Genomic DNA, 18,376 nt, shown 5'->3' with positions numbered 1-18,376 from the left:
AAAGAAAAAAGTAAAAAAAAGTCTTTCTTCTGGCTTCTTTCCTCTATTCTCCATTTTTCAACCCCAAAACAAAACCAAAAACCTACGTTATACATTTTATGAGAGCATTAGTTATTTCTGGCGGTGGAAGTAAAGGCGCATTTGCCGGCGGAGTTGCACAATATTTAATTGAAGAAAAAAAACATGAGTACGATTTATATTTAGGTACATCGACGGGAAGTTTACTTATTCCGCATCTCGCTTTAGGTCATATTAAGCAAATCCATTCGATTTACACTAATGTTACCATGGCAAGTATATTTAATATTTGTCCGTTTGTAGTTAAAAATAAAGATGGTGTAGATATTGTTACCATTAATCACTTTAATGTACTGCGCCAGTTTTTTAAAGGAAAACGCACTTTTGGAGAAAGCAAAGGTTTGAAAAAATACATCCAGAATAATTTCTCTCTTACCGATTTTAATAAACTGAAAAAGCTTAAAACAGATGTTATAGTTACCGTAACCAATTTTACTAAAAACGAGTCAGAATACAAATCTGTAAAAGATTGTACGTATGAAGAATTTTGTGAATGGTCTTGGATTTCAAGTAACTACGTTCCGTTCATGAGTCTAGTGACCAAAAATAACTCTGAATATGGGGATGGCGGATTTTCGAGTTTGGTTCCTATTCGTGAAGCAATTAACCGCGGCGCTACAGAAATAGACGTAATTATATTAGAAACAGAAGTCAATACAAACAAAATGGTTATTGGGAAAAATCCATTTTCATTGATGATTGACTTATTTAGAATTGCCTTAGATCAAGTTGAAAAACACGATATTGCTATTGGAAAACTTATGGCAAATAGTAAGAATGTGAAACTTAATTTATATTACACTCCAATAAAATTGACAGATAATGCCTTGATTTTTAACAAAGATGTAATGAAAGAATGGTGGAAACAAGGTTACGAATATGCTCAGAATAAATCAGAAGTAATGAGCGATAATAAGATATTGATTTGAAAAAAGTAGTACTGTTTATTTGTCTTTTTTTGGGTTTCAGTTCATGGAGCCAGAATTTATGCTGGACTGAAATTTTGACAAAAGAGGAACTACATAAGCAAAACGAATTAGAAAAGTATGTGAAATATGATTTCTCAAACTTATGGAATAAATCAGAGAACAATTTAGTTTATGGCGTTATTGGAGACAATTACGAGAGAATACTAATTAAGTTAATTTCTATTAAAAGAAATAAAGATAAAAGAAACGAATATTTTGTTTCGGGTAAATCTCGGGTAAAATCGAATACATGTGATTTTAAAGGTAAGATAACAATCGTAAAAGTTAACGAAGTTATAGAACCAAAGTTTGGTGTTGATGATGAATATAAAAATGCAGGAATAAAAAAGCAAGGACTTTTAAATGCTGTTTATGAGTTTTTTGAAGATCATAAACAAAAAGGATCAGGTAAGTTTTCGGGAAAACTACAATCGCTTTGGTATTTAGACAAGAACGATTTGATGCAGTATAATGATATCGAAATGGATTCAGATAGCTACTTTAATAATGCGTTTACAGGTATTTGGAAATCCAATAATTCTGGAAAAGAAAAAGTTTGTAATTGGGGCGATTACAGGGTTCCAAATGTAAATTGCGATTTTGATATAGGAAGTGGCGAATTCAGTGTTTCTGAAAAATATCAAAAAAACGGATGGTGGATTAAACCAAAATTAAATTGGTGGTAAAATATATAAGGCAAGATTTAATATTAAATCTTGCCTTATATATTTTACCACATTTCTGCTACTTCATTTTTGATAAATCCTAAAGCGGCATTACTTGGAGATTGTTTTTCTAATAAATCATTCAAGATTACTTCACGTAATTTGTCTGCGTTGTCTACTTTATCGCTCATAGCAGCTTTACGAATCATCTGGATGGTTGCGTTTTTAGCAGTTGTAATGATTGTCCAGCATTCATCAGACATATAAATCTGTTGTGTTAAATTATGTTCGAATTCTTGCTCGATTTGGTCAATTACATAATTTTCGTAATCGTGTTTGTTTTGTGAAATCGGTGAAATTCTAATTAATAATTTCGTGAGATTGATTCGTTCTAAAAACAAAGTCATACGTTCGTAAGCTTGTAAACGAATGGGAAGTGATTCTTTATGAGCTTCTCTGTTTAATAAAAAAGCACGTTTTCTGTCATTGTTTTTAATGTGCAGTTCAAAAAAACGATACGCTACCAATCCGGTAATAATTGCAGGCAGTGTATAGCTGGCTAATTCTATAATTCTTGTAAAATCCATTTGAATAATTTTTAAGCAAAAATATACTTTTTAAGGAAAAATCCATTTTAAATTTTTAGTAATAAACAAAAAGGAAGACTTACTTTTGTAACTTGTTTTTTTAGTTACCGAAAAATCTTTTTAATGGATTCGTATATCATTATTTTTCTTTGTTTAGCCGCTTTTGCAGCTGGATTTATTGATGCAATTGTAGGCGGTGGTGGTTTAATCCAGACTCCAATGGGACTAATTCTTTTACCAAATCTTCCAGTTTCGACAGTGGTAGGAACTTTAAAAATTCCTGCTTTTAGCGGTACTGCTTTTGCTGCTTTCCAATACTTGAAAAAAGTGGTTATTCAGTGGAAATTATTAATTATAATGATGTGTCTGGCAGTTCCGTCAGCATTTTTGGGATCGACAATTTTGACTTTAGTAAGTAATGATTTTATGAAACCACTTTTATTGGTCGTTTTGTCTTTATTATTCATTTACACTTACGCCAAGAAAAACTTCGGACAGCATGTTGTTAAAGATCATTCGGCAACAACACAAATAATTTATGCGGTTGTCATTAGTGTAATCGTTGGCTTTTATGATGGATTTATCGGTCCAGGAACTGGAAGTTTTTTTGTGGTAGCATTCATAGCACTTTTAGGATTTGATTTTCTTCATGCTTCTGCGAATGCTAAAATGGTAAATCTGGCGACTAATTTTGGATCGATTTGTTTATTTATGATAAAAGGAAAAATCATCTGGTCAATCGCAATTCCTATGGCTGTAAGCAATGGATTAGGCGGATGGTTAGGTGCAAAACTGGCTATTAACAAAGGAAACAGCTTTATTAGAATTTTCTTTTTAGTAGTTGTTGTGGGAACTCTGATTCGTTTTGCTTATGATGTGTTTTTTAAATGAGATTGTAAGGTTCTGAGATGTTGGATTTTTATATTGCTATACCTTTTCTCATTTTTTTGATTTATATTTGTTGTTTAAACAATATTATTAGTATCAAAATATGATAGAAATAGTTGAGAATTACGAGAAATACATTGATAGTTTACCTGAATTAATCAATAAATCATATTATAAGGCTGAATTTTTTATGCAAAAATTGGGCTTAAAACATGCTACATATTACAGGAAATTAAAATCAAAAACATTCACACATCAGGAAGTTAAGTTGATAACTAAATTATTGTTTCCAGAAGAAATGTTAATTGAAGAATTGAAGAAAGGTGAGGAGGATATAAGAGCTGGCAGAACTATTGATTTTGATGATTTTAAAGAGAGATTAAGAGCTAAGTATAATATCTAAATCGACAGGATTTCTCTTGTTATCCCAAAACAAAATGATATATAAAATTTGACTTTCTATTGTATAGAAAATGTATACTTGGTTTGATAACAAGAATTTTCGATAACAAGTTTTTTTATATCTAGAACCAATCTCATTATTTTGAATAATCATTTCTATAGTTGAGATAGTTTTTTCTGAGAAAATTTTTGCTTTTGAATCACTGAATCTATCAATAATAGATGTATATGTTTTTTCGGCGATTTCCGTTAGTTTTACAATCATTAATTTGCATTAAGTTTTTTACAAATATAATATTTAGGATTTTTCTTTCAAAATATTCAAAAATGTAAATTCTTTATCTTTAGCCCCGATTGAGGCGGTATCCTCGCAGCGTAGCGAAGAGATCAAGCCGAAAGCGGGAAACCATGCTTAAAAGAAAGCCTTTTGTTTGGCTTCAAATTAAAAAACTTAGTGGCTTAGAACCTTAGCAACTTAGTAGCTTATTAAATCATTAATTCTTAATTTTGCATAAAAGGAGAAAATTACATGCAGAAATATATTGACCAGCTCAACGAAGCGCAGAGAGCACCTGTTTTAAAAAAAGACGGGCCAATGATTATTATTGCTGGTGCAGGTTCGGGGAAAACCCGTGTTTTAACAATTAGGATTGCCTATTTAATGCATCAGGGAGTCGATGCCTTTAATATTTTGTCGCTTACGTTTACGAATAAAGCGGCGAGAGAAATGAAACACAGGATTTCGGATATTGTGGGAGCATCTGAAGCCAAAAACCTCTGGATGGGAACTTTCCATTCCATTTTTGCCCGTATTCTTCGTGCAGAATCGGAACTTCTGGGATATCCTTCCAATTTTACGATTTATGATTCTCAGGATTCGGCTAGACTGATTTCTTCTATTATTAAAGAAATGCAGCTGGATCGTGATATTTATAAGCCAAAACAAGTTTTAGGACGTATTTCAAGTTATAAAAACAGCTTAATTACCGTAAAAGCATATTTCAATAATCCAGAATTGATTGAAGCCGATGCTATGTCTAAAAAGCCGAGATTGGGTGAAATCTATCAGCAGTATGTGGAACGCTGTTTTAAAGCCGGCGCCATGGATTTTGATGATTTGCTATTGAAAACCAATGAATTACTGACTCGCTTTCCAGAAGTTTTAGCAAAATATCAAAACCGCTTTAGATATATTTTGGTGGATGAGTACCAAGATACGAATCACTCTCAGTATTTGATTGTTAGAGCTTTATCAGATAAATTTCAAAATATTTGTGTAGTTGGAGATGATGCGCAGAGTATTTATGCATTCCGTGGAGCGAACATCAATAATATTTTGAACTTCCAGAAGGATTATGAAGGTGTGGTCATGTTCCGTTTGGAGCAGAATTACCGTTCGACGCGAAACATTGTGGAAGCTGCGAATACGGTAATGGAGCATAATAAAACCAAACTGGATAAAGTCGTTTGGACAGCCAATGAATTTGGACCAAAAATTAAAGTCCACAGAAGTTTAACTGATGCCGAAGAAGGTCGTTTTGTTGCTAGTACTATTTTCGAACAGAAAATGCAAAATCAATTGCATAATGGCGCTTTTGCTATTTTGTACCGTACAAATGCACAATCTCGAGCGATGGAGGATGCGTTAAGAAAACGTGATATTCCGTATAGAATTTATGGTGGTTTGTCTTTCTATCAGCGTAAAGAAATTAAAGACGTTTTATGTTATTTGCGTTTGGTTTTGAATCCGAAAGATGAAGAAGCTTTAATTCGTGTCATCAATTATCCAGCACGTGGAATTGGTGATACAACGGTAGAAAAACTGACTATTGCAGCCAATCATTACAAACGTTCGATTTGGGAAGTAATGGTCAATATTGATAAAATCGACTTAAAGCTGAATGCGGGTACAAAAAACAAATTAAAGGATTTTGTTACGATGATTCAGAGTTTTCAAGTTATCGATCAGAATCAGGATGCTTTTTATGTTACCGATCATGTTGCTAAGAAAACAGGTTTGGTTCAGGAATTAAAGAAAGATGCTACTCCAGAAGGAATGGCAAAAATTCAGAATATCGAAGAACTTTTAAACGGTATTAAAGATTTTACCGAAGGACAAAGAGAAATTGACGGAGCAAGAGGTGCGCTTTCTGAATTTATGGAAGATGTAGCTTTGGCAACAGATCTGGATAAAGATACAAATGATGATGATCGTGTGGCGTTAATGACAATTCACCTAGCCAAAGGATTAGAGTTTCCTCATGTTTTTGTAGTTGGTATGGAAGAAGATTTGTTTCCTAGTGCAATGAGTATGAGTACAAGAAGTGAATTAGAAGAGGAACGTCGTTTGTTTTATGTAGCATTAACTCGTGCAGAGCATCAGGCATATTTAACTTACGCTCAGTCGCGTTACCGCTGGGGAAAATTAACTGATAGTGAACCATCTCGTTTTATTGAAGAGATTGAAGGACAATATTTAGAATATTTAACTCCGGCTGAAAGTAATTATCGCTACAAATCGCCAATTGATGGAGATATTTTTGGTGATGTTGATAAATCAAAATTGAGATTAACAAAACCAGTAGGAGGAACACCGCCTAAACACATTACAGATAATAGTCCGAAACCGGATCTAAATATTAGAAAACTGAAACCAGTTGCTGGAACTAATCCAAATGCTAGTGCACCAAATTTATTTGATGGCAAATTAACCATTGGAAATGTAGTTATGCATGAACGTTTTGGAAAAGGCGAAGTGATTAATCTTGAAGGTGTTGGTCCTGATAGAAAAGCAGAGATTAAATTTGAAGTAGGAGGAATTAAGAAATTACTTTTAAGATTTGCTAAACTGGATGTTATTGGATAGTTAGACTTCGATTAAACTTCTGCACAATAAATATGAAACATGAAAATTTTAATGTGTAATGATTTAACTTGAAAACTATCTAAATTTAAATAAAAAACAAAATGGCCGAATTTATAAAAATATATCCCGATAAACCAAGCGAAGCTGCGATTGCAAAAGTTGTGAAAGTACTTCAGAATGGTGGTTTGGTAATTTATCCTACTGACACCGTGTATGGTTTAGGATGTGATATTACCAATTCAAGAGCATTAGAGAAAATTGCAAAAATTAAAGGTGTTAAACTAGAGAAAGCCAATTTCTCGTTTATATGCCATGATCTGAGTAATTTGTCTGATTATGTTCGTCAAATCGATACGTCGACTTTTAAAATATTAAAAAGAGCCCTTCCTGGGCCGTATACTTTTATTTTACCAGGAAATAATAATTTACCAAAAGAGTTTAAGAAGAAAACTACCGTAGGTATTCGTGTTCCAGATAATAATATCATTTTAGAAATTGTCCGCCAGTTAGGAAATCCAGTTGTTTCGACTTCTATTCGTGATGAAGATGATGTAATTGAATATACTACAGATCCCGAACTAATTTTTGAAAAATGGCAGAATCTGGTAGATATGGTTATTGATGGTGGTTATGGAGACAACGTAGGGTCAACAATCATCGATCTTTCAGAGCATGAACCAGTTGTGGTAAGAGAAGGAAAAGGTGATATTGATATTTTGTAAAAAAAATACAGAATTACGTAAAAGCTAAAAAAATATAACTAACTTTATAGTAGTTAAAATTTAGTTAGTTAATTACAATAATAAAAAAAGCAGGTCAATTGACCTGCTTTTTGCTTTTAAAGCTGTTATTATTTAGCTTGTTTTTTCATTTCTTTTTCGATCATATCATAGAACTGGTCGATTTTTGGCATAACCACGATACGAGTTCTTCTGTTACGAGATTTGTTTTCAGGAGTATCATTTGCAACTAATGGTACATATGAACTTCTACCTGCAGCAATTAATTTAGCTGGGTTTACACCAAGGTCATTTGTTAATACACGAACGATTGAAGTTGAACGTTTAACACTTAAATCCCAGTTGTCTAACAAAACACCATTACTTCTGTAAGGTACGTCATCTGTGTGACCTTCAACCATACATTCGAAATCTGGTTTGTCGTTAACTACTTTTGCAACTTTTGCTAAAACAGATTTTGCTTTGTCACTAACTTCGTAGCTTCCGCTTTTGAATAATAATTTATCAGCAATAGAAATAAATACTACTCCTTTTTCAACATTTATTTCGATATCCGGATCGTTGATTCCAACAGCACCTTTTAAACTTGTAACTAATGCTAAAGTTACACTGTCTTTTTTCGTAAGTGCATCCTGAAGTCTTGAAATTTTTAAATCTTTTTCTTTTAAGCTTTCTAAAGATTTTTCAAGGTTTTCAGCTCCTTTGGTAGTTAAAACTGTTAAATCTTTAGAGCTGTTTATTAAGTCTTGATTGTGTTGTTTATAGCTTTCAGCTGTTGCTGCTAATCCTGCTTTTTCTTCTAAACAAGAATTTAATTTAACTGTGCAAGAGTTTAATAAATCTTGAATTTCTTTATTCTTAGCTTCTAGTGCTGCGTACTCTTTTTTAGATACACACGAAGTTAAGGCCATTAATACTGATAGTGCGATAACTATTTTTCTCATAGGTATTATATTTAATTAAACGTTGATTACAAATTTAGTTTTTAATATTTTGATTAGTGTTAAAGATTTCTTTAAAAACCCGTAATTTCTTTATATAATAGAGGAAAACGATACTTTTTACAGTATAGTATTGCTGTATTTGAAAATCTTTTCTTTTTTTCAGATACTTTAAAGATAGACAATAAAATGAAAAATGTGCTCTTAAAATCGCAAATGTATGTCCAAATTTTCCTTGTGTAAGAAAACGGATACCCGCAATTCCATCTAAAATCATTCTGAAGAAAATCACAAAAAGCAATCCTTTTTTGGGAAGGTTTTTTACCATCATCAATAGTGAATTTCTGAAATTGAGATATGTCTTTTTCGGATTTCCTTGAGCCAGAGTCGCACCGCCGACATGATAAACAATTGATTTTGAATTGTATTTTATAAAATGCCCGCTATTTTGCGCACGCCAGCATAAATCTATTTCTTCTTGATGCGCAAAGAAAGTTTCATCAAAACCACCAAGTTCATGGTACACTTCTTTTCGAATAAAGAAACAAGCTCCAGATGCCCAAAATAGAGGACAAGTATCATCATATTGGCCATTATCTTTTTCGACAGTATCAAATATTCTTCCTCTGCAAAATGGATATCCATATTTGTCTATGAATCCACCAGCTGCGCCTGCGTATTCGAAATATTCTTTGTTTTTATAATCGAGGATTTTCGGCTGAATTATAGCGGTTTGTTTTTCTGTATCGAAAGTTTCAATTATCGGTTTCAGCCAATTTTCGGTAACTTCAATATCAGAATTTACCAATGCATAAAGTTCTGCATCAACATGCTGAAGTGCATCATTATATCCTTTTGCAAAACCGTGATTGCCTGTATTTTGTACAATTTTTACAGAAGGAAAATTTTGCTTTATAAAATTGATAGAATCATCCGTAGAGGCATTATCCGCAATATAAATAGTGGCTTCTTCTGAATATTGTATAACCGACGGCAAAAATTGTTCTAACAATTTAACTCCGTTCCAATTTAAAATGATAACTGCTATTTTATCCAAAAGAATTCTTATTTTATAATATTATAATCGGGTAAGCTGGGTAAAAACTGATATTTTTCATTTTCAAAGTCCATCTGACAATAATAATGATTCAGTCCGTTTGTGACATTCAAAAACCGTGCCTGCATTGTCATGTTATAGCGGGCAATCTGGTCAAAAGTTGCTTGTGAAATCCTCACTTCGGGCGCTTTGCATTCTACTAATATATGTATAGAACCATCAGAATTAAATACTACAACATCGTATCTTTTTCTTAACCCATTGACTGTTAAAACTTTCTCTACATTAATGAGCGATTTTGGATATTTTTTCTCATTTATTAAGTAATGAACAACATGCTGACGCACCCATTCTTCGGGGGTAAGAATTATAAATTTTTTCCTGATTTCATCAAAAATAGACACTTTATTTTCGTTATTTTTGAATCGGAAAGTGTAGGTAGGGAAATTAAGTTTTAGCATAAAGCAAAAATATAAAATAGTTTCAGGTTTCAAGTTCAAAGTTTCAAGTTATTGAAATTCGAACCTGAAATCTGAATCTTGAAACAAATTTTAAATGGACGAAGTAATAAAGATTGTTAACGATATCAAAGCGGGAAATATCAAACCTATTTATTTTTTAATGGGTGAAGAACCGTATTATATCGACAAGTTATCTGAATATATTGAGCAAAATGTGCTTGCTGAAGAAGAAAAGGGTTTTAACCAAACGGTTTTATACGGAAGAGATGTTTCGGTTGATGAGATTGTCTCTACGGCTAAGCGCTATCCTATGATGGCTGATCGTCAAGTTGTTATTGTTAAAGAAGCACAGGATTTATCGCGAACAATTGACAAAATTGAATCGTATGTTGATAATCCAATGGAAACGACGGTTTTGGTTTTTTGTTATAAATATAAAACACTAGACAAAAGAAAAAAAGTAACCAAACTTCTAGCGCAGAAAGGAATTGTTTTCGAAAGTAAGAAATTATATGAAAATCAAGTTGGAGACTGGATTAAACGTGTTTTAGCTGGAAAAAAATATACAATTGATCCCAAAGCAAATGCGATGTTGGTTGAGTTTTTAGGAACTGATTTGAGTAAAATTAACAATGAACTTGAAAAACTTCAGATTATTTTACCGCAAGGAACCATGATTACGCCACAGCATATTGAGGAAAATATTGGTTTCAGTAAAGATTATAATGTATTCGAATTACGAAAAGCAATTGGCGAACGAAATCAATTGAAAGCTTATAAAATTGCTGAAAATTTTGCCCATAATCCTAAAGAATATCCGCTGGTGATGACAACAGGTTTGGTTTTTGGATTTTTTGTTCAGCTTTTAAAATACCACGGACTTAAAGATAAAAATCCTAAAAATGTCGCTGCCGCAATTGGTGTGAATCCATTTTTCTTGAAGGAATATGATTTGGCAATAAAAAATTATCCAATGCGAAAAGTCAGTCAGATTGTGGGAGCTTTACGCGATATCGATGTTAAAAGTAAAGGAGTTGGAGCAAATGCACTTCCGCAGTCAGATTTACTTAAAGAAATGCTGTATAAAATATTTAATTAAGCCATTAAAATTCACGATATTTGCGTTTCTAAAAAATTTTACTACTTCAAAATATTACGATATAATTATGGGAATGAATAAAAATACCGTTTTAGGATGGGCTACTTTCATTATGGTGCTTATGGGGTTACTGCTTATAGGTCTTGGTGCTTTTAGATACAGAGACGTATCCGGCTGGGGATTTGCGGCAACTGGAGTTGGTTTTATTGCTAATGCTTGGGTTTTTAATGCTTTAAAAGGAAGAGTGTAAGCTCAATAGCAATTTTCGTAAATCAAAAATTCAACGTAAAAAATAATTAATTTATATAAAGAACATAAAAAATGTCAGACGATAAGAAAGTAATTTTCTCAATGCAGAAATTGAGTAAAACCTATCAAGGAGCAGACAAACCGGTACTTAAAAATATTTACCTTAGTTTCTTTTACGGAGCTAAGATTGGTATTTTGGGTCTTAACGGTTCTGGAAAATCTTCTCTTTTAAAAATTATTGCAGGTGTTGATAAAAACTATCAAGGAGATGTTGTTTTCCAGCCAGGATACACAGTTGGATATTTAGAGCAGGAGCCAATTCTTGATGATTCTAAAACAGTTATTGAAATTGTTCGTGAAGGAGCTGCAGAAACTATGGCAGTTTTAGATGAATACAACCAAATCAATGACTTATTCGGTCTTCCTGAATATTATGAAGATCAGGATAAAATGGATAAATTGATGGATCGTCAAGCGGCATTACAAGATAAAATTGATGCTCTTGGTGCTTGGGAAATCGATACCAAATTAGAAATTGCAATGGATGCATTGCGTACTCCAGAAGGTGATACACCTATTAAAAACCTTTCAGGAGGAGAGCGTCGTCGTGTAGCTTTATGTCGTTTGCTATTGCAGCAGCCAGATGTATTGCTTTTAGATGAGCCTACTAACCACCTTGATGCTGAATCTGTACTTTGGTTAGAGCAGCACTTAGCACAATATTCAGGAACTGTGATTGCCGTAACTCACGACCGTTATTTCCTTGATAATGTGGCGGGTTGGATTCTTGAGTTAGATAGAGGAGAAGGTATTCCATGGAAAGGAAATTATTCTTCTTGGCTGGATCAGAAATCAAACCGTTTGGCTCAAGAAGAAAAAGTGGCTTCTAAACGTAGAAAAACTTTAGAGCGTGAGTTGGAGTGGGTTCGCCAAGGAGCAAAAGGTCGTCAGACAAAACAAAAAGCGCGTTTACAGAATTACGACAAATTATTGAATGAAGATCAAAAACAACTAGACGAAAAATTAGAAATTTATATTCCTAATGGACCTCGTTTAGGTACAAATGTTATTGAAGCTAAAAATGTTGCCAAAGCTTTTGGTGATAAATTATTATATGATAATTTAAACTTTACTTTACCACAAGCGGGTATCGTTGGGATTATTGGACCAAACGGTGCTGGTAAATCAACCATTTTCAAAATGATTATGGGAGAAGAAACTACTGATAGCGGAGAATTTACAGTTGGAGACACTGTGAAAATTGCTTATGTAGACCAGTCACACGCGAACATTGATCCGAATAAATCAATCTGGGAAAACTTTGCCGATGGTCAGGAATTAATTATGATGGGAGGGAAGCAGGTAAACTCAAGAGCTTACTTATCTCGTTTTAACTTCGGTGGCGGTGAGCAGAATAAAAAAGTATCAATGCTTTCTGGTGGAGAACGTAACCGTTTGCACTTAGCAATGACTTTGAAAGAAGAAGGAAACGTACTTTTACTGGATGAGCCTACGAACGACCTTGACGTAAATACACTTCGTGCACTTGAAGAAGGTTTAGAGAATTTTGCAGGTTGTGCTGTAATCATCTCTCACGATAGATGGTTTTTAGACAGAATCTGTACACACATTTTAGCTTTCGAAGGAGATTCTGAGGTTTATTTCTTTGAAGGAAGTTTCTCTGATTATGAAGAAAACAAAAAGAAACGTCTTGGTGGTGACTTGACTCCTAAACGTTTGAAATACAGAAAATTGATTAGATAATAATCTGTTTGAAATTTCAATAAAAAAATCCCAAATTCCAATTTTTGTGAATTTGGGATTTTTTGTTTAATATGTTTTTCGCGTTTAGTTTTTCTTTCCTAGGAACAAGTAGTCTTTCGCAAGAATTCCACAAAGCTTGGAATTTGGAATTTTAGTTTTGGGAATTTTCTACAGAAACTTAGCTTTCAATTCTGGAGTAGGAATCATGCAGCTTTCTTTTTTGCCGTACCATTTGTATCGATTTTTTGCAATATAATCGTAAAGATAATTTCGTAGTTTTTCGGGTAAAATTTTAAAAGCTGAAATTAAACTGTAAATTCCGCCTAGATCATTTCCAATTTCTATAACAGCTGTTGATTTGTAATAGTAAGCAACACCTGGATTGTATAAAATGATACTGTCAATTTTATTTTGATCGACACCAATATAATTACAAATTTCTTTTCCTAATTCAGACTGCAACGATACAAATCGAAAAATATCCTTTTTATCATGCTTGATAATAAACTGAACGGCTCCATCACACAAGTTACAAACACCATCGAAGAGTACAATTTTTTTATTTTTTGGAAGATTTTCCATTTTTCACCATTTATAATATGTTTTCTAAAACTTCAAATTTTAAGAAAACTATATATTTAATCAAAAAGCAGAGTTTTATATTAATTATTGTTTGTATTTATTTAAAAAATGAAACCAATAAATTTTGCATATAGAAATTGGCTTTCATAAATCGATTTTAAGCGATTTTTAAAAATTTACGACCTTCTTTATTGTGAAAAACAAAATATGTCCTTAAATCGGATTATTTGAATTTTGCCGTTTTTTACTTCAATTTTATGACTAAAACTATAATTGAGAATGAAAGCTTTTACTTTTTAACAGCTTCAACTAATTCTAATTCGTCTAAACTAACTTTCGAAGTAAAAATGCCATAATTTACTGTTGCTTTATTTTTCTCGATCAAATCGATACTTCCAACAGATCTTCCGTCAAGCATTCTTACTCGGTCACCAACTTTTAAAATTGGTTTTGGTTTTTCTACAACTGGTTTTAGTTTCTTCTCTTTTTTCTCTTTTCGAATTTCTTCGACTTTTACTTGAACTTCAGCAATAATTTCCTTTTGTTTTTCAACTTTTGCTTTGACTTCTTTTGGAGTTGCTTTTTTACGCTTCGAATTTTCAATCTCAACAATTTTCAAAAATTCACCAATAAGTTCTTTCTTGTTTTTATTGTTGAAATATTTCTCAGCAATATCATCTATTTTTTGTCCGATGTAAATGATCTTCTGATTACTGTCGTATAATTCTTGATAGCTTTCCAGCTTCTGCTGAATTCTAGTATTGATGTTTTCCATCTTTTTACTTTCTTCCCGAGCTCTGGTTTCTTCTTCTTTTAAATTTAAAGAAGTTTTTTCCAGTTTCGATCTTTCTTTTTGAAGCGTTGCAATGGTTTTATCAAAACGAACCTTTCCAACTTCGATTTTCTTTTTGGCACGATTGATCAATCCAAACGGGATTCCATTTTTCTGAGCTACTTCAAAAGTAAACGAACTTCCGGCCTGACCTAAAGCCAATTTGTACATTGGTTCGAGTGACTTTTCGTCGAACATCATATTCGCATTTGTTGCGTATGGTAATTCGTTTGCCAGAATTTTTAAATTGGAATAATGTGTTGTGATAATTCCAAAAGCCTCGCGGTGATAGAATTCTTCTAAGAAAATTTCAGCCAAAGCTCCACCTAATTCAGGATCAGAACCTGTACCAAATTCATCAATTAAAAACATGGTTTTTCTATTACATTTTTTTAAAAAGTAATTCATGTTTTTTAATCGGTAGCTGTATGTACTCAAATGATTTTCAATAGATTGATTGTCTCCAATATCCGTTAAGATTCTATCAAACAAAAAAGTCTCACTTCTTTCATGAACTGGGATCAAAATTCCTGACTGCAGCATTAATTGTAATAATCCAACTGTTTTTAAGGAAATGGTTTTTCCTCCGGCATTTGGTCCAGAAATGACAATAATTCTATTTTCTTGTTTCAGCTCAATGGTCTGCGGATGCGTAACTTCTTGTTTTTGTTTGTTGTTCAAATACAAAATTGGGTGATACGCTTCTCTAAAAAATAATCTTCTTTCTTCAGTAATAGTTGGCAAAAGACCATTAATTCGATTTGCATATTTTGCTTTTCCAGCAACTACATCAATATCACTTAAAAAATCTTGATATTCAATTAATAAAGGAAGGTAAGGACGAATTACATTAGATAAATTTTTTAAAATTCTCGTAATTTCTTCTTTTTCTTCGTATTCTAAATTGGCTAATTCTCTTGAATATTTTAAAGTAGCTTCAGGTTCTATATAGGCAATGCTTCCAGTTTTCGAACTTCCTAAAATAGAGCCTTTTACCTTACGGCGATACATGGCTAAAACCGCTAAAACCCTACGGTTCTGTACAAAACTTTCTTTAATATCGTCCAAATATCCTAAGCCATTGTATTGCGTTAAAGCCACGCCAAAACTTTGGTTTACTTTACCGCGAACTAGGTTCATATTTTGTCGAATTCCAGAAAGAGCAGGAGAGGCATTGTCTTTTATTTCTCCATATTTATCTACAATCGCATCAATTGCTGTGATAATATCTTTTGTTAATTCTACACGAGAAGCTCTTGCGTTTATGTTTGGATAATAATCATCAAACTTTTTCAGGAAATTTAATAAGACATTTGTTGTTGCAGAAAGGTTTGCAATTTTTCTAAAGCTTCCTACTTCAAGAAAACTATCTTCAATAGCTAAAAATTTAATTTCGTGCGTGATCGCGTCAAATCCATGATTTGGAATTGCGTTATTATTTTGAAAAGAAGATACATACTCTGATGTCTGCATCAAAGCCTGCATTAATTCTTCTTTATCTCTAAAAGGTTTTATTTGTAAAGCTTTTTCTTTTCCAATGTCAGTGTTACAACCATCTGAAATGGTTTCGAGTACAGTTGGAAATTGTAAGTCTTGTAATGTTTTTTCGGTAATACTAATCATTTAATTTCTTTAAGAAAGTACACGCAAAAGTACAAAAACATAATGATTGAATTCTACTAGTTCGTGTCTAAATTTTATTGTGAGTAAATATGATTTTAACTAATAATTGCTGATATTCGCTAAAAAAATATTATGGACGTAAAAATGCATTCTTCATGGAAACCAGTTTTAAATGAAGAATTTCAAAAACCATATTTCAGCGAATTGATTTCATTTGTGAAATCTGAATATACCACTAAAGTTTGTTATCCAAAGGGGAATCAGATTTTTTCTGCTTTTGATCATTGTCATTTTGATGATGTAAAAGTTGTTATTATTGGACAAGATCCTTATCACGGACCCAATCAAGCAAATGGTTTGTGTTTTTCTGTAAACGACGGAATTCCATTTCCTCCTTCTTTATATAATATTTTTAAAGAAATTGAAACGGACTTAGGAAAAACAATGCCAAAAACAGGAAACTTGGAACGCTGGGCGGATCAAGGTGTTTTTCTTTTAAATGCTACTTTAACTGTTAGACAATCTGAAGCTGGAAGCCATCAAGGAAAAGGTTGGGAAAAATTTACTGACGCTGTTATTAAACAAATTTCTGCCGAAAAAGAAAATGTTGTTTTCTTACTTTGGGGAGGTTTTGCTCAAAAGAAAGCGGCTTTGATTGACGCTTCAAAACATCATATTTTAAAATCAGGACATCCTTCGCCTTTAAGTGCTAATCGAGGTTTTTGGTTTGGGAATAAACATTTTAGTCTCGCCAATGATTTTTTAAAATCAAAAGGTTTGCCGCAGATTGAATGGTAATATAAAAGAAGGTTCTATTTTATTCTAATAATCTAGAACCTCAAATTTACCATCTGCTATTGTAAAAATACTTGAGTCAACAGTACAGTTTTCTAGAAGTCTCAGGTTTTCTTCAACACAGAGTATAGAATTAAGTAAAATTATTTTTTGATAATTTCTTCTAAAATTGCTTTGTTTTCGTAGTTGATTATTTTTAGAATAATTTCCTGATTTTTAACTGTTTTTCCTTCAATCACATATAACTTCCCTTTTTTATAAGGAACATTACTTTGATCAAAATCAACATCGCCATAAGTCAGTGTGTTTATGATGTCATTTTTATTGATCCAGTTTTCGCTTAATGCTTTTTTTGCCTGATCTGAATATTCAAAAGAAGATTTTGTTTTAATATTATTTAAAACTCTAGCATTTGGAAAATAGTTGCAGCGAGTGTCTTTACCACTAAAAACAAGGGCTACAAAAAAGCATCCCATAACTAAACCAATTAAATAATATGCAAAACGATGTACAAATTTCATGAAATAATTTTTTGGCAAAGGTACATTAAAGTTCCTTTAGAATACAAGTAAATTAATATCGTTATCTGGTAAGTCAAACCAGTCGCCGATAGCTTTGTTTGTCAATATTCCATGATATAGGTAAATTCCATTTTTAAGACCTTTATTACATCTAATCGCACTTTCTAAACCACCATCTTCGGCTATCTGATGCAGATAAGGAGTTAAAATGTTACTTATTGATAATGAGGCAGTTTTAGAATAACGTGAAGGTATGTTGGGTACACAATAATGCAAAACGTTGCTTTTTATGAAGGTTGGTTTTTCATGAGTTGTTACTTCTGAGGTTTCAAAACAGCCGCCCATATCAATACTTACATCAACAATTACAGCGCCTTTTTTCATATGTTCAACCATAGTTTCTGTTACTACAATCGGACAGCGGTCTTTTCCGCGCATCGCACCAATGGCAACATCACAGCGTCTTAATGCTTTTAATAAACCTTTTTGCTGAATAGTAGAAGTAAAAATACGTTGATTTAAATTGTTTTGTAAACGGCGAAGTTTCGTGATTGAATTATCGAAAACCTTAACATTTGCGCCTAATCCAAGTGCGGTCTTTGCAGCAAATTCTCCAACAGTTCCGGCGCCTAAAATAACAACTTCAGTAGGAGGAACTCCAGTAATATTTCCGAATAAAAGTCCTTTTCCAAACTCATCTGTAATCATTAATTCAGACGCGATGAGTATTGATGCCGTTCCAGCAATTTCACTTAAAGATTTTACAGCAGGATAAGATCCGTCTTCATCTTTAATATATTCAAAAGCTAATGCCGTAATTTTCTTTTTGGCTAAAGCTTCAAAATATTCTTTCTTTTTTGTTTTAAGCTGAATCGCTGAAATAATAGTTGTTTCGGGATTTATCATTTCGATTTCAGCTAATGTTGGCGGTTCTACTTTTAAAAGAATCGGACAACCAAAAACTCTTTTGGTATCTTTTGTAATTTCTGCACCAGCATCTGCATATTCTTTGTCAGTATAACTCGAACTTTCTCCAGCTCCAGATTCAATCATTACTCGGTGTCCTTCATAAGTAAGCGAATTAACGGCATCGGGAGTTAAACAGATACGACGTTCCTGATAACTTGTTTCTTTGGGAATTCCTATAAAAAGCTCACTTTTAAATCGACCAATCTCAAGTTTTTCTTCCTGTGGAATTAATTGTTGTTTTGTAAACGGAGTTAAAGTAATTGACATGGATTGTGCAAAAAATTAAAGG

General features: G+C 32.6%; 18 protein-coding genes. 10 read left to right on the top strand and 8 right to left on the bottom strand.

From position 1 onward, the window contains the following. Positions 1 to 98: 98 nt before the first annotated feature. Together P2W75_RS08830 and P2W75_RS08825 are read left to right on the top strand one after the other, a co-directional pair. Entirely contained in the window at positions 99 to 1,007 is a 909-nt protein-coding gene (locus tag P2W75_RS08830; protein WP_276380068.1) for a patatin family protein, read from the top strand. Next, positions 1,004 to 1,732 carry a hypothetical protein gene (locus P2W75_RS08825; RefSeq protein WP_276380067.1) on the top strand — a complete coding sequence of 243 codons (729 nt, stop codon included), beginning with the start codon at positions 1,004 to 1,006 and terminating at the stop codon, positions 1,730 to 1,732. The genes P2W75_RS08830 and P2W75_RS08825 overlap by 4 nt, the downstream gene beginning before the upstream one ends. A gap of 44 nt (positions 1,733 to 1,776) precedes the next feature. On the opposite strand, the gene P2W75_RS08820 is transcribed toward P2W75_RS08825, so the two are convergent. Continuing rightward, a complete protein-coding gene (locus P2W75_RS08820; protein ID WP_276380066.1) occupies positions 1,777 to 2,298 on the bottom strand; it encodes a hypothetical protein in 522 nt (173 codons plus the stop codon). 123 nt (positions 2,299 to 2,421) lie between these two features. Here P2W75_RS08820 and P2W75_RS08815 point away from each other — a divergent pair, with 123 nt between their 5' ends. From P2W75_RS08815 to P2W75_RS08800, 4 genes are all read left to right on the top strand, one after another. Continuing rightward, positions 2,422 to 3,189 carry a TSUP family transporter gene (locus tag P2W75_RS08815; protein ID WP_207296354.1) on the top strand — a complete coding sequence of 256 codons (768 nt, stop codon included), beginning with the start codon at positions 2,422 to 2,424 and terminating at the stop codon, positions 3,187 to 3,189. A gap of 100 nt (positions 3,190 to 3,289) precedes the next feature. After that, positions 3,290 to 3,589 carry a hypothetical protein gene (locus P2W75_RS08810; protein ID WP_207296353.1) on the top strand — a complete coding sequence of 100 codons (300 nt, stop codon included), beginning with the start codon at positions 3,290 to 3,292 and terminating at the stop codon, positions 3,587 to 3,589. 528 nt (positions 3,590 to 4,117) lie between these two features. Then, positions 4,118 to 6,454 carry an ATP-dependent helicase gene (locus P2W75_RS08805; protein ID WP_276380065.1) on the top strand — a complete coding sequence of 779 codons (2,337 nt, stop codon included), beginning with the start codon at positions 4,118 to 4,120 and terminating at the stop codon, positions 6,452 to 6,454. A gap of 101 nt (positions 6,455 to 6,555) precedes the next feature. Further along, positions 6,556 to 7,176, top strand: coding sequence for an L-threonylcarbamoyladenylate synthase (locus P2W75_RS08800; RefSeq protein ID WP_207296351.1), 621 nt, complete (start codon positions 6,556 to 6,558; stop codon positions 7,174 to 7,176). A gap of 128 nt (positions 7,177 to 7,304) precedes the next feature. Here P2W75_RS08800 and P2W75_RS08795 read toward each other — a convergent pair whose 3' ends face one another. From P2W75_RS08795 to P2W75_RS08785, 3 genes are read right to left on the bottom strand one after another with little or no spacing between them, the layout of a single operon-like run. Beyond that, positions 7,305 to 8,138: an OmpA family protein gene (locus P2W75_RS08795; RefSeq protein WP_207296350.1), complete on the bottom strand. Its 834-nt coding sequence runs from the start codon at positions 8,136 to 8,138 to the stop codon at positions 7,305 to 7,307. A 34-nt stretch (positions 8,139 to 8,172) separates the two neighbouring features. Continuing rightward, positions 8,173 to 9,192, bottom strand: coding sequence for a glycosyltransferase family 2 protein (locus tag P2W75_RS08790; protein WP_276380064.1), 1,020 nt, complete (start codon positions 9,190 to 9,192; stop codon positions 8,173 to 8,175). 8 nt (positions 9,193 to 9,200) lie between these two features. Then, positions 9,201 to 9,653 (bottom strand): type I restriction enzyme HsdR N-terminal domain-containing protein, encoded by a 453-nt coding sequence (locus tag P2W75_RS08785; protein ID WP_207296348.1) that lies wholly within the window; start codon positions 9,651 to 9,653, stop codon positions 9,201 to 9,203. Positions 9,654 to 9,747: 94 nt separating this feature from the next. On the opposite strand from P2W75_RS08785, the gene holA reads away from it, so the two are divergent. The 3 genes from holA (at position 9,748) to ettA (ending at position 12,765) form a co-directional block, all read left to right on the top strand. Then, entirely contained in the window at positions 9,748 to 10,752 is a 1,005-nt protein-coding gene (gene holA / locus P2W75_RS08780; protein ID WP_207296347.1) for a DNA polymerase III subunit delta, read from the top strand. 67 nt (positions 10,753 to 10,819) lie between these two features. Continuing rightward, positions 10,820 to 11,002, top strand: a complete 183-nt coding sequence (locus tag P2W75_RS08775; RefSeq protein ID WP_207296346.1) for a CAL67264 family membrane protein — start codon at positions 10,820 to 10,822, stop codon at positions 11,000 to 11,002. A gap of 71 nt (positions 11,003 to 11,073) precedes the next feature. Further along, the gene (gene ettA / locus P2W75_RS08770) at positions 11,074 to 12,765 is read left to right on the top strand and encodes an energy-dependent translational throttle protein EttA (protein ID WP_207296345.1); all 1,692 of its coding nucleotides are present in this window, start codon (positions 11,074 to 11,076) and stop codon (positions 12,763 to 12,765) included. 168 nt (positions 12,766 to 12,933) lie between these two features. On the opposite strand, the gene P2W75_RS08765 is transcribed toward ettA, so the two are convergent. Together P2W75_RS08765 and P2W75_RS08760 are read right to left on the bottom strand one after the other, a co-directional pair. Continuing rightward, entirely contained in the window at positions 12,934 to 13,347 is a 414-nt protein-coding gene (locus P2W75_RS08765) for a thiol-disulfide oxidoreductase DCC family protein (RefSeq protein ID WP_276380061.1), read from the bottom strand. A 289-nt stretch (positions 13,348 to 13,636) separates the two neighbouring features. Next, positions 13,637 to 15,802, bottom strand: a complete 2,166-nt coding sequence (locus P2W75_RS08760) for a DNA mismatch repair protein MutS (protein ID WP_207296343.1) — start codon at positions 15,800 to 15,802, stop codon at positions 13,637 to 13,639. 132 nt (positions 15,803 to 15,934) lie between these two features. Between P2W75_RS08760 and P2W75_RS08755 the strand changes: the two genes are divergently transcribed. Next, positions 15,935 to 16,600, top strand: a complete 666-nt coding sequence (locus P2W75_RS08755) for a uracil-DNA glycosylase (RefSeq protein ID WP_276380060.1) — start codon at positions 15,935 to 15,937, stop codon at positions 16,598 to 16,600. Between the two features lie 140 nt (positions 16,601 to 16,740). On the opposite strand, the gene P2W75_RS08750 is transcribed toward P2W75_RS08755, so the two are convergent. Together P2W75_RS08750 and P2W75_RS08745 are read right to left on the bottom strand one after the other, a co-directional pair. Then, on the bottom strand, positions 16,741 to 17,118 hold the full coding sequence (locus tag P2W75_RS08750) for a DUF4258 domain-containing protein (protein WP_207296341.1): 378 nt from the start codon (positions 17,116 to 17,118) through the stop codon (positions 16,741 to 16,743). 36 nt (positions 17,119 to 17,154) lie between these two features. Further along, the gene (locus P2W75_RS08745) at positions 17,155 to 18,354 is read right to left on the bottom strand and encodes an alanine dehydrogenase (RefSeq protein ID WP_207296340.1); all 1,200 of its coding nucleotides are present in this window, start codon (positions 18,352 to 18,354) and stop codon (positions 17,155 to 17,157) included. Positions 18,355 to 18,376 lie beyond the last annotated feature (22 nt).

The organism is Flavobacterium sp. H4147, assembly GCF_029360735.1.
Taxonomy (GTDB): domain Bacteria; phylum Bacteroidota; class Bacteroidia; order Flavobacteriales; family Flavobacteriaceae; genus Flavobacterium; species Flavobacterium endoglycinae.
This window is presented reverse-complemented; position numbering and strand designations above follow the sequence as displayed.

Coding starts and splice junctions, on each gene's coding strand:
- P2W75_RS08820 (WP_276380066.1), bottom strand. CDS start 2,298: ATGGATTTTACAAGAATTATAGAATTAGCCAGCTATACACTGCCTGCA.
- ettA (WP_207296345.1), top strand. CDS start 11,074: ATGTCAGACGATAAGAAAGTAATTTTCTCAATGCAGAAATTGAGTAAA.
- P2W75_RS08775 (WP_207296346.1), top strand. CDS start 10,820: ATGGGAATGAATAAAAATACCGTTTTAGGATGGGCTACTTTCATTATG.
- P2W75_RS08815 (WP_207296354.1), top strand. CDS start 2,422: ATGGATTCGTATATCATTATTTTTCTTTGTTTAGCCGCTTTTGCAGCT.
- holA (WP_207296347.1), top strand. CDS start 9,748: ATGGACGAAGTAATAAAGATTGTTAACGATATCAAAGCGGGAAATATC.
- P2W75_RS08745 (WP_207296340.1), bottom strand. CDS start 18,354: ATGTCAATTACTTTAACTCCGTTTACAAAACAACAATTAATTCCACAG.
- P2W75_RS08800 (WP_207296351.1), top strand. CDS start 6,556: ATGGCCGAATTTATAAAAATATATCCCGATAAACCAAGCGAAGCTGCG.
- P2W75_RS08805 (WP_276380065.1), top strand. CDS start 4,118: ATGCAGAAATATATTGACCAGCTCAACGAAGCGCAGAGAGCACCTGTT.
- P2W75_RS08830 (WP_276380068.1), top strand. CDS start 99: ATGAGAGCATTAGTTATTTCTGGCGGTGGAAGTAAAGGCGCATTTGCC.
- P2W75_RS08810 (WP_207296353.1), top strand. CDS start 3,290: ATGATAGAAATAGTTGAGAATTACGAGAAATACATTGATAGTTTACCT.
- P2W75_RS08750 (WP_207296341.1), bottom strand. CDS start 17,118: ATGAAATTTGTACATCGTTTTGCATATTATTTAATTGGTTTAGTTATG.
- P2W75_RS08760 (WP_207296343.1), bottom strand. CDS start 15,802: ATGATTAGTATTACCGAAAAAACATTACAAGACTTACAATTTCCAACT.
- P2W75_RS08755 (WP_276380060.1), top strand. CDS start 15,935: ATGGACGTAAAAATGCATTCTTCATGGAAACCAGTTTTAAATGAAGAA.
- P2W75_RS08765 (WP_276380061.1), bottom strand. CDS start 13,347: ATGGAAAATCTTCCAAAAAATAAAAAAATTGTACTCTTCGATGGTGTT.
- P2W75_RS08795 (WP_207296350.1), bottom strand. CDS start 8,138: ATGAGAAAAATAGTTATCGCACTATCAGTATTAATGGCCTTAACTTCG.
- P2W75_RS08785 (WP_207296348.1), bottom strand. CDS start 9,653: ATGCTAAAACTTAATTTCCCTACCTACACTTTCCGATTCAAAAATAAC.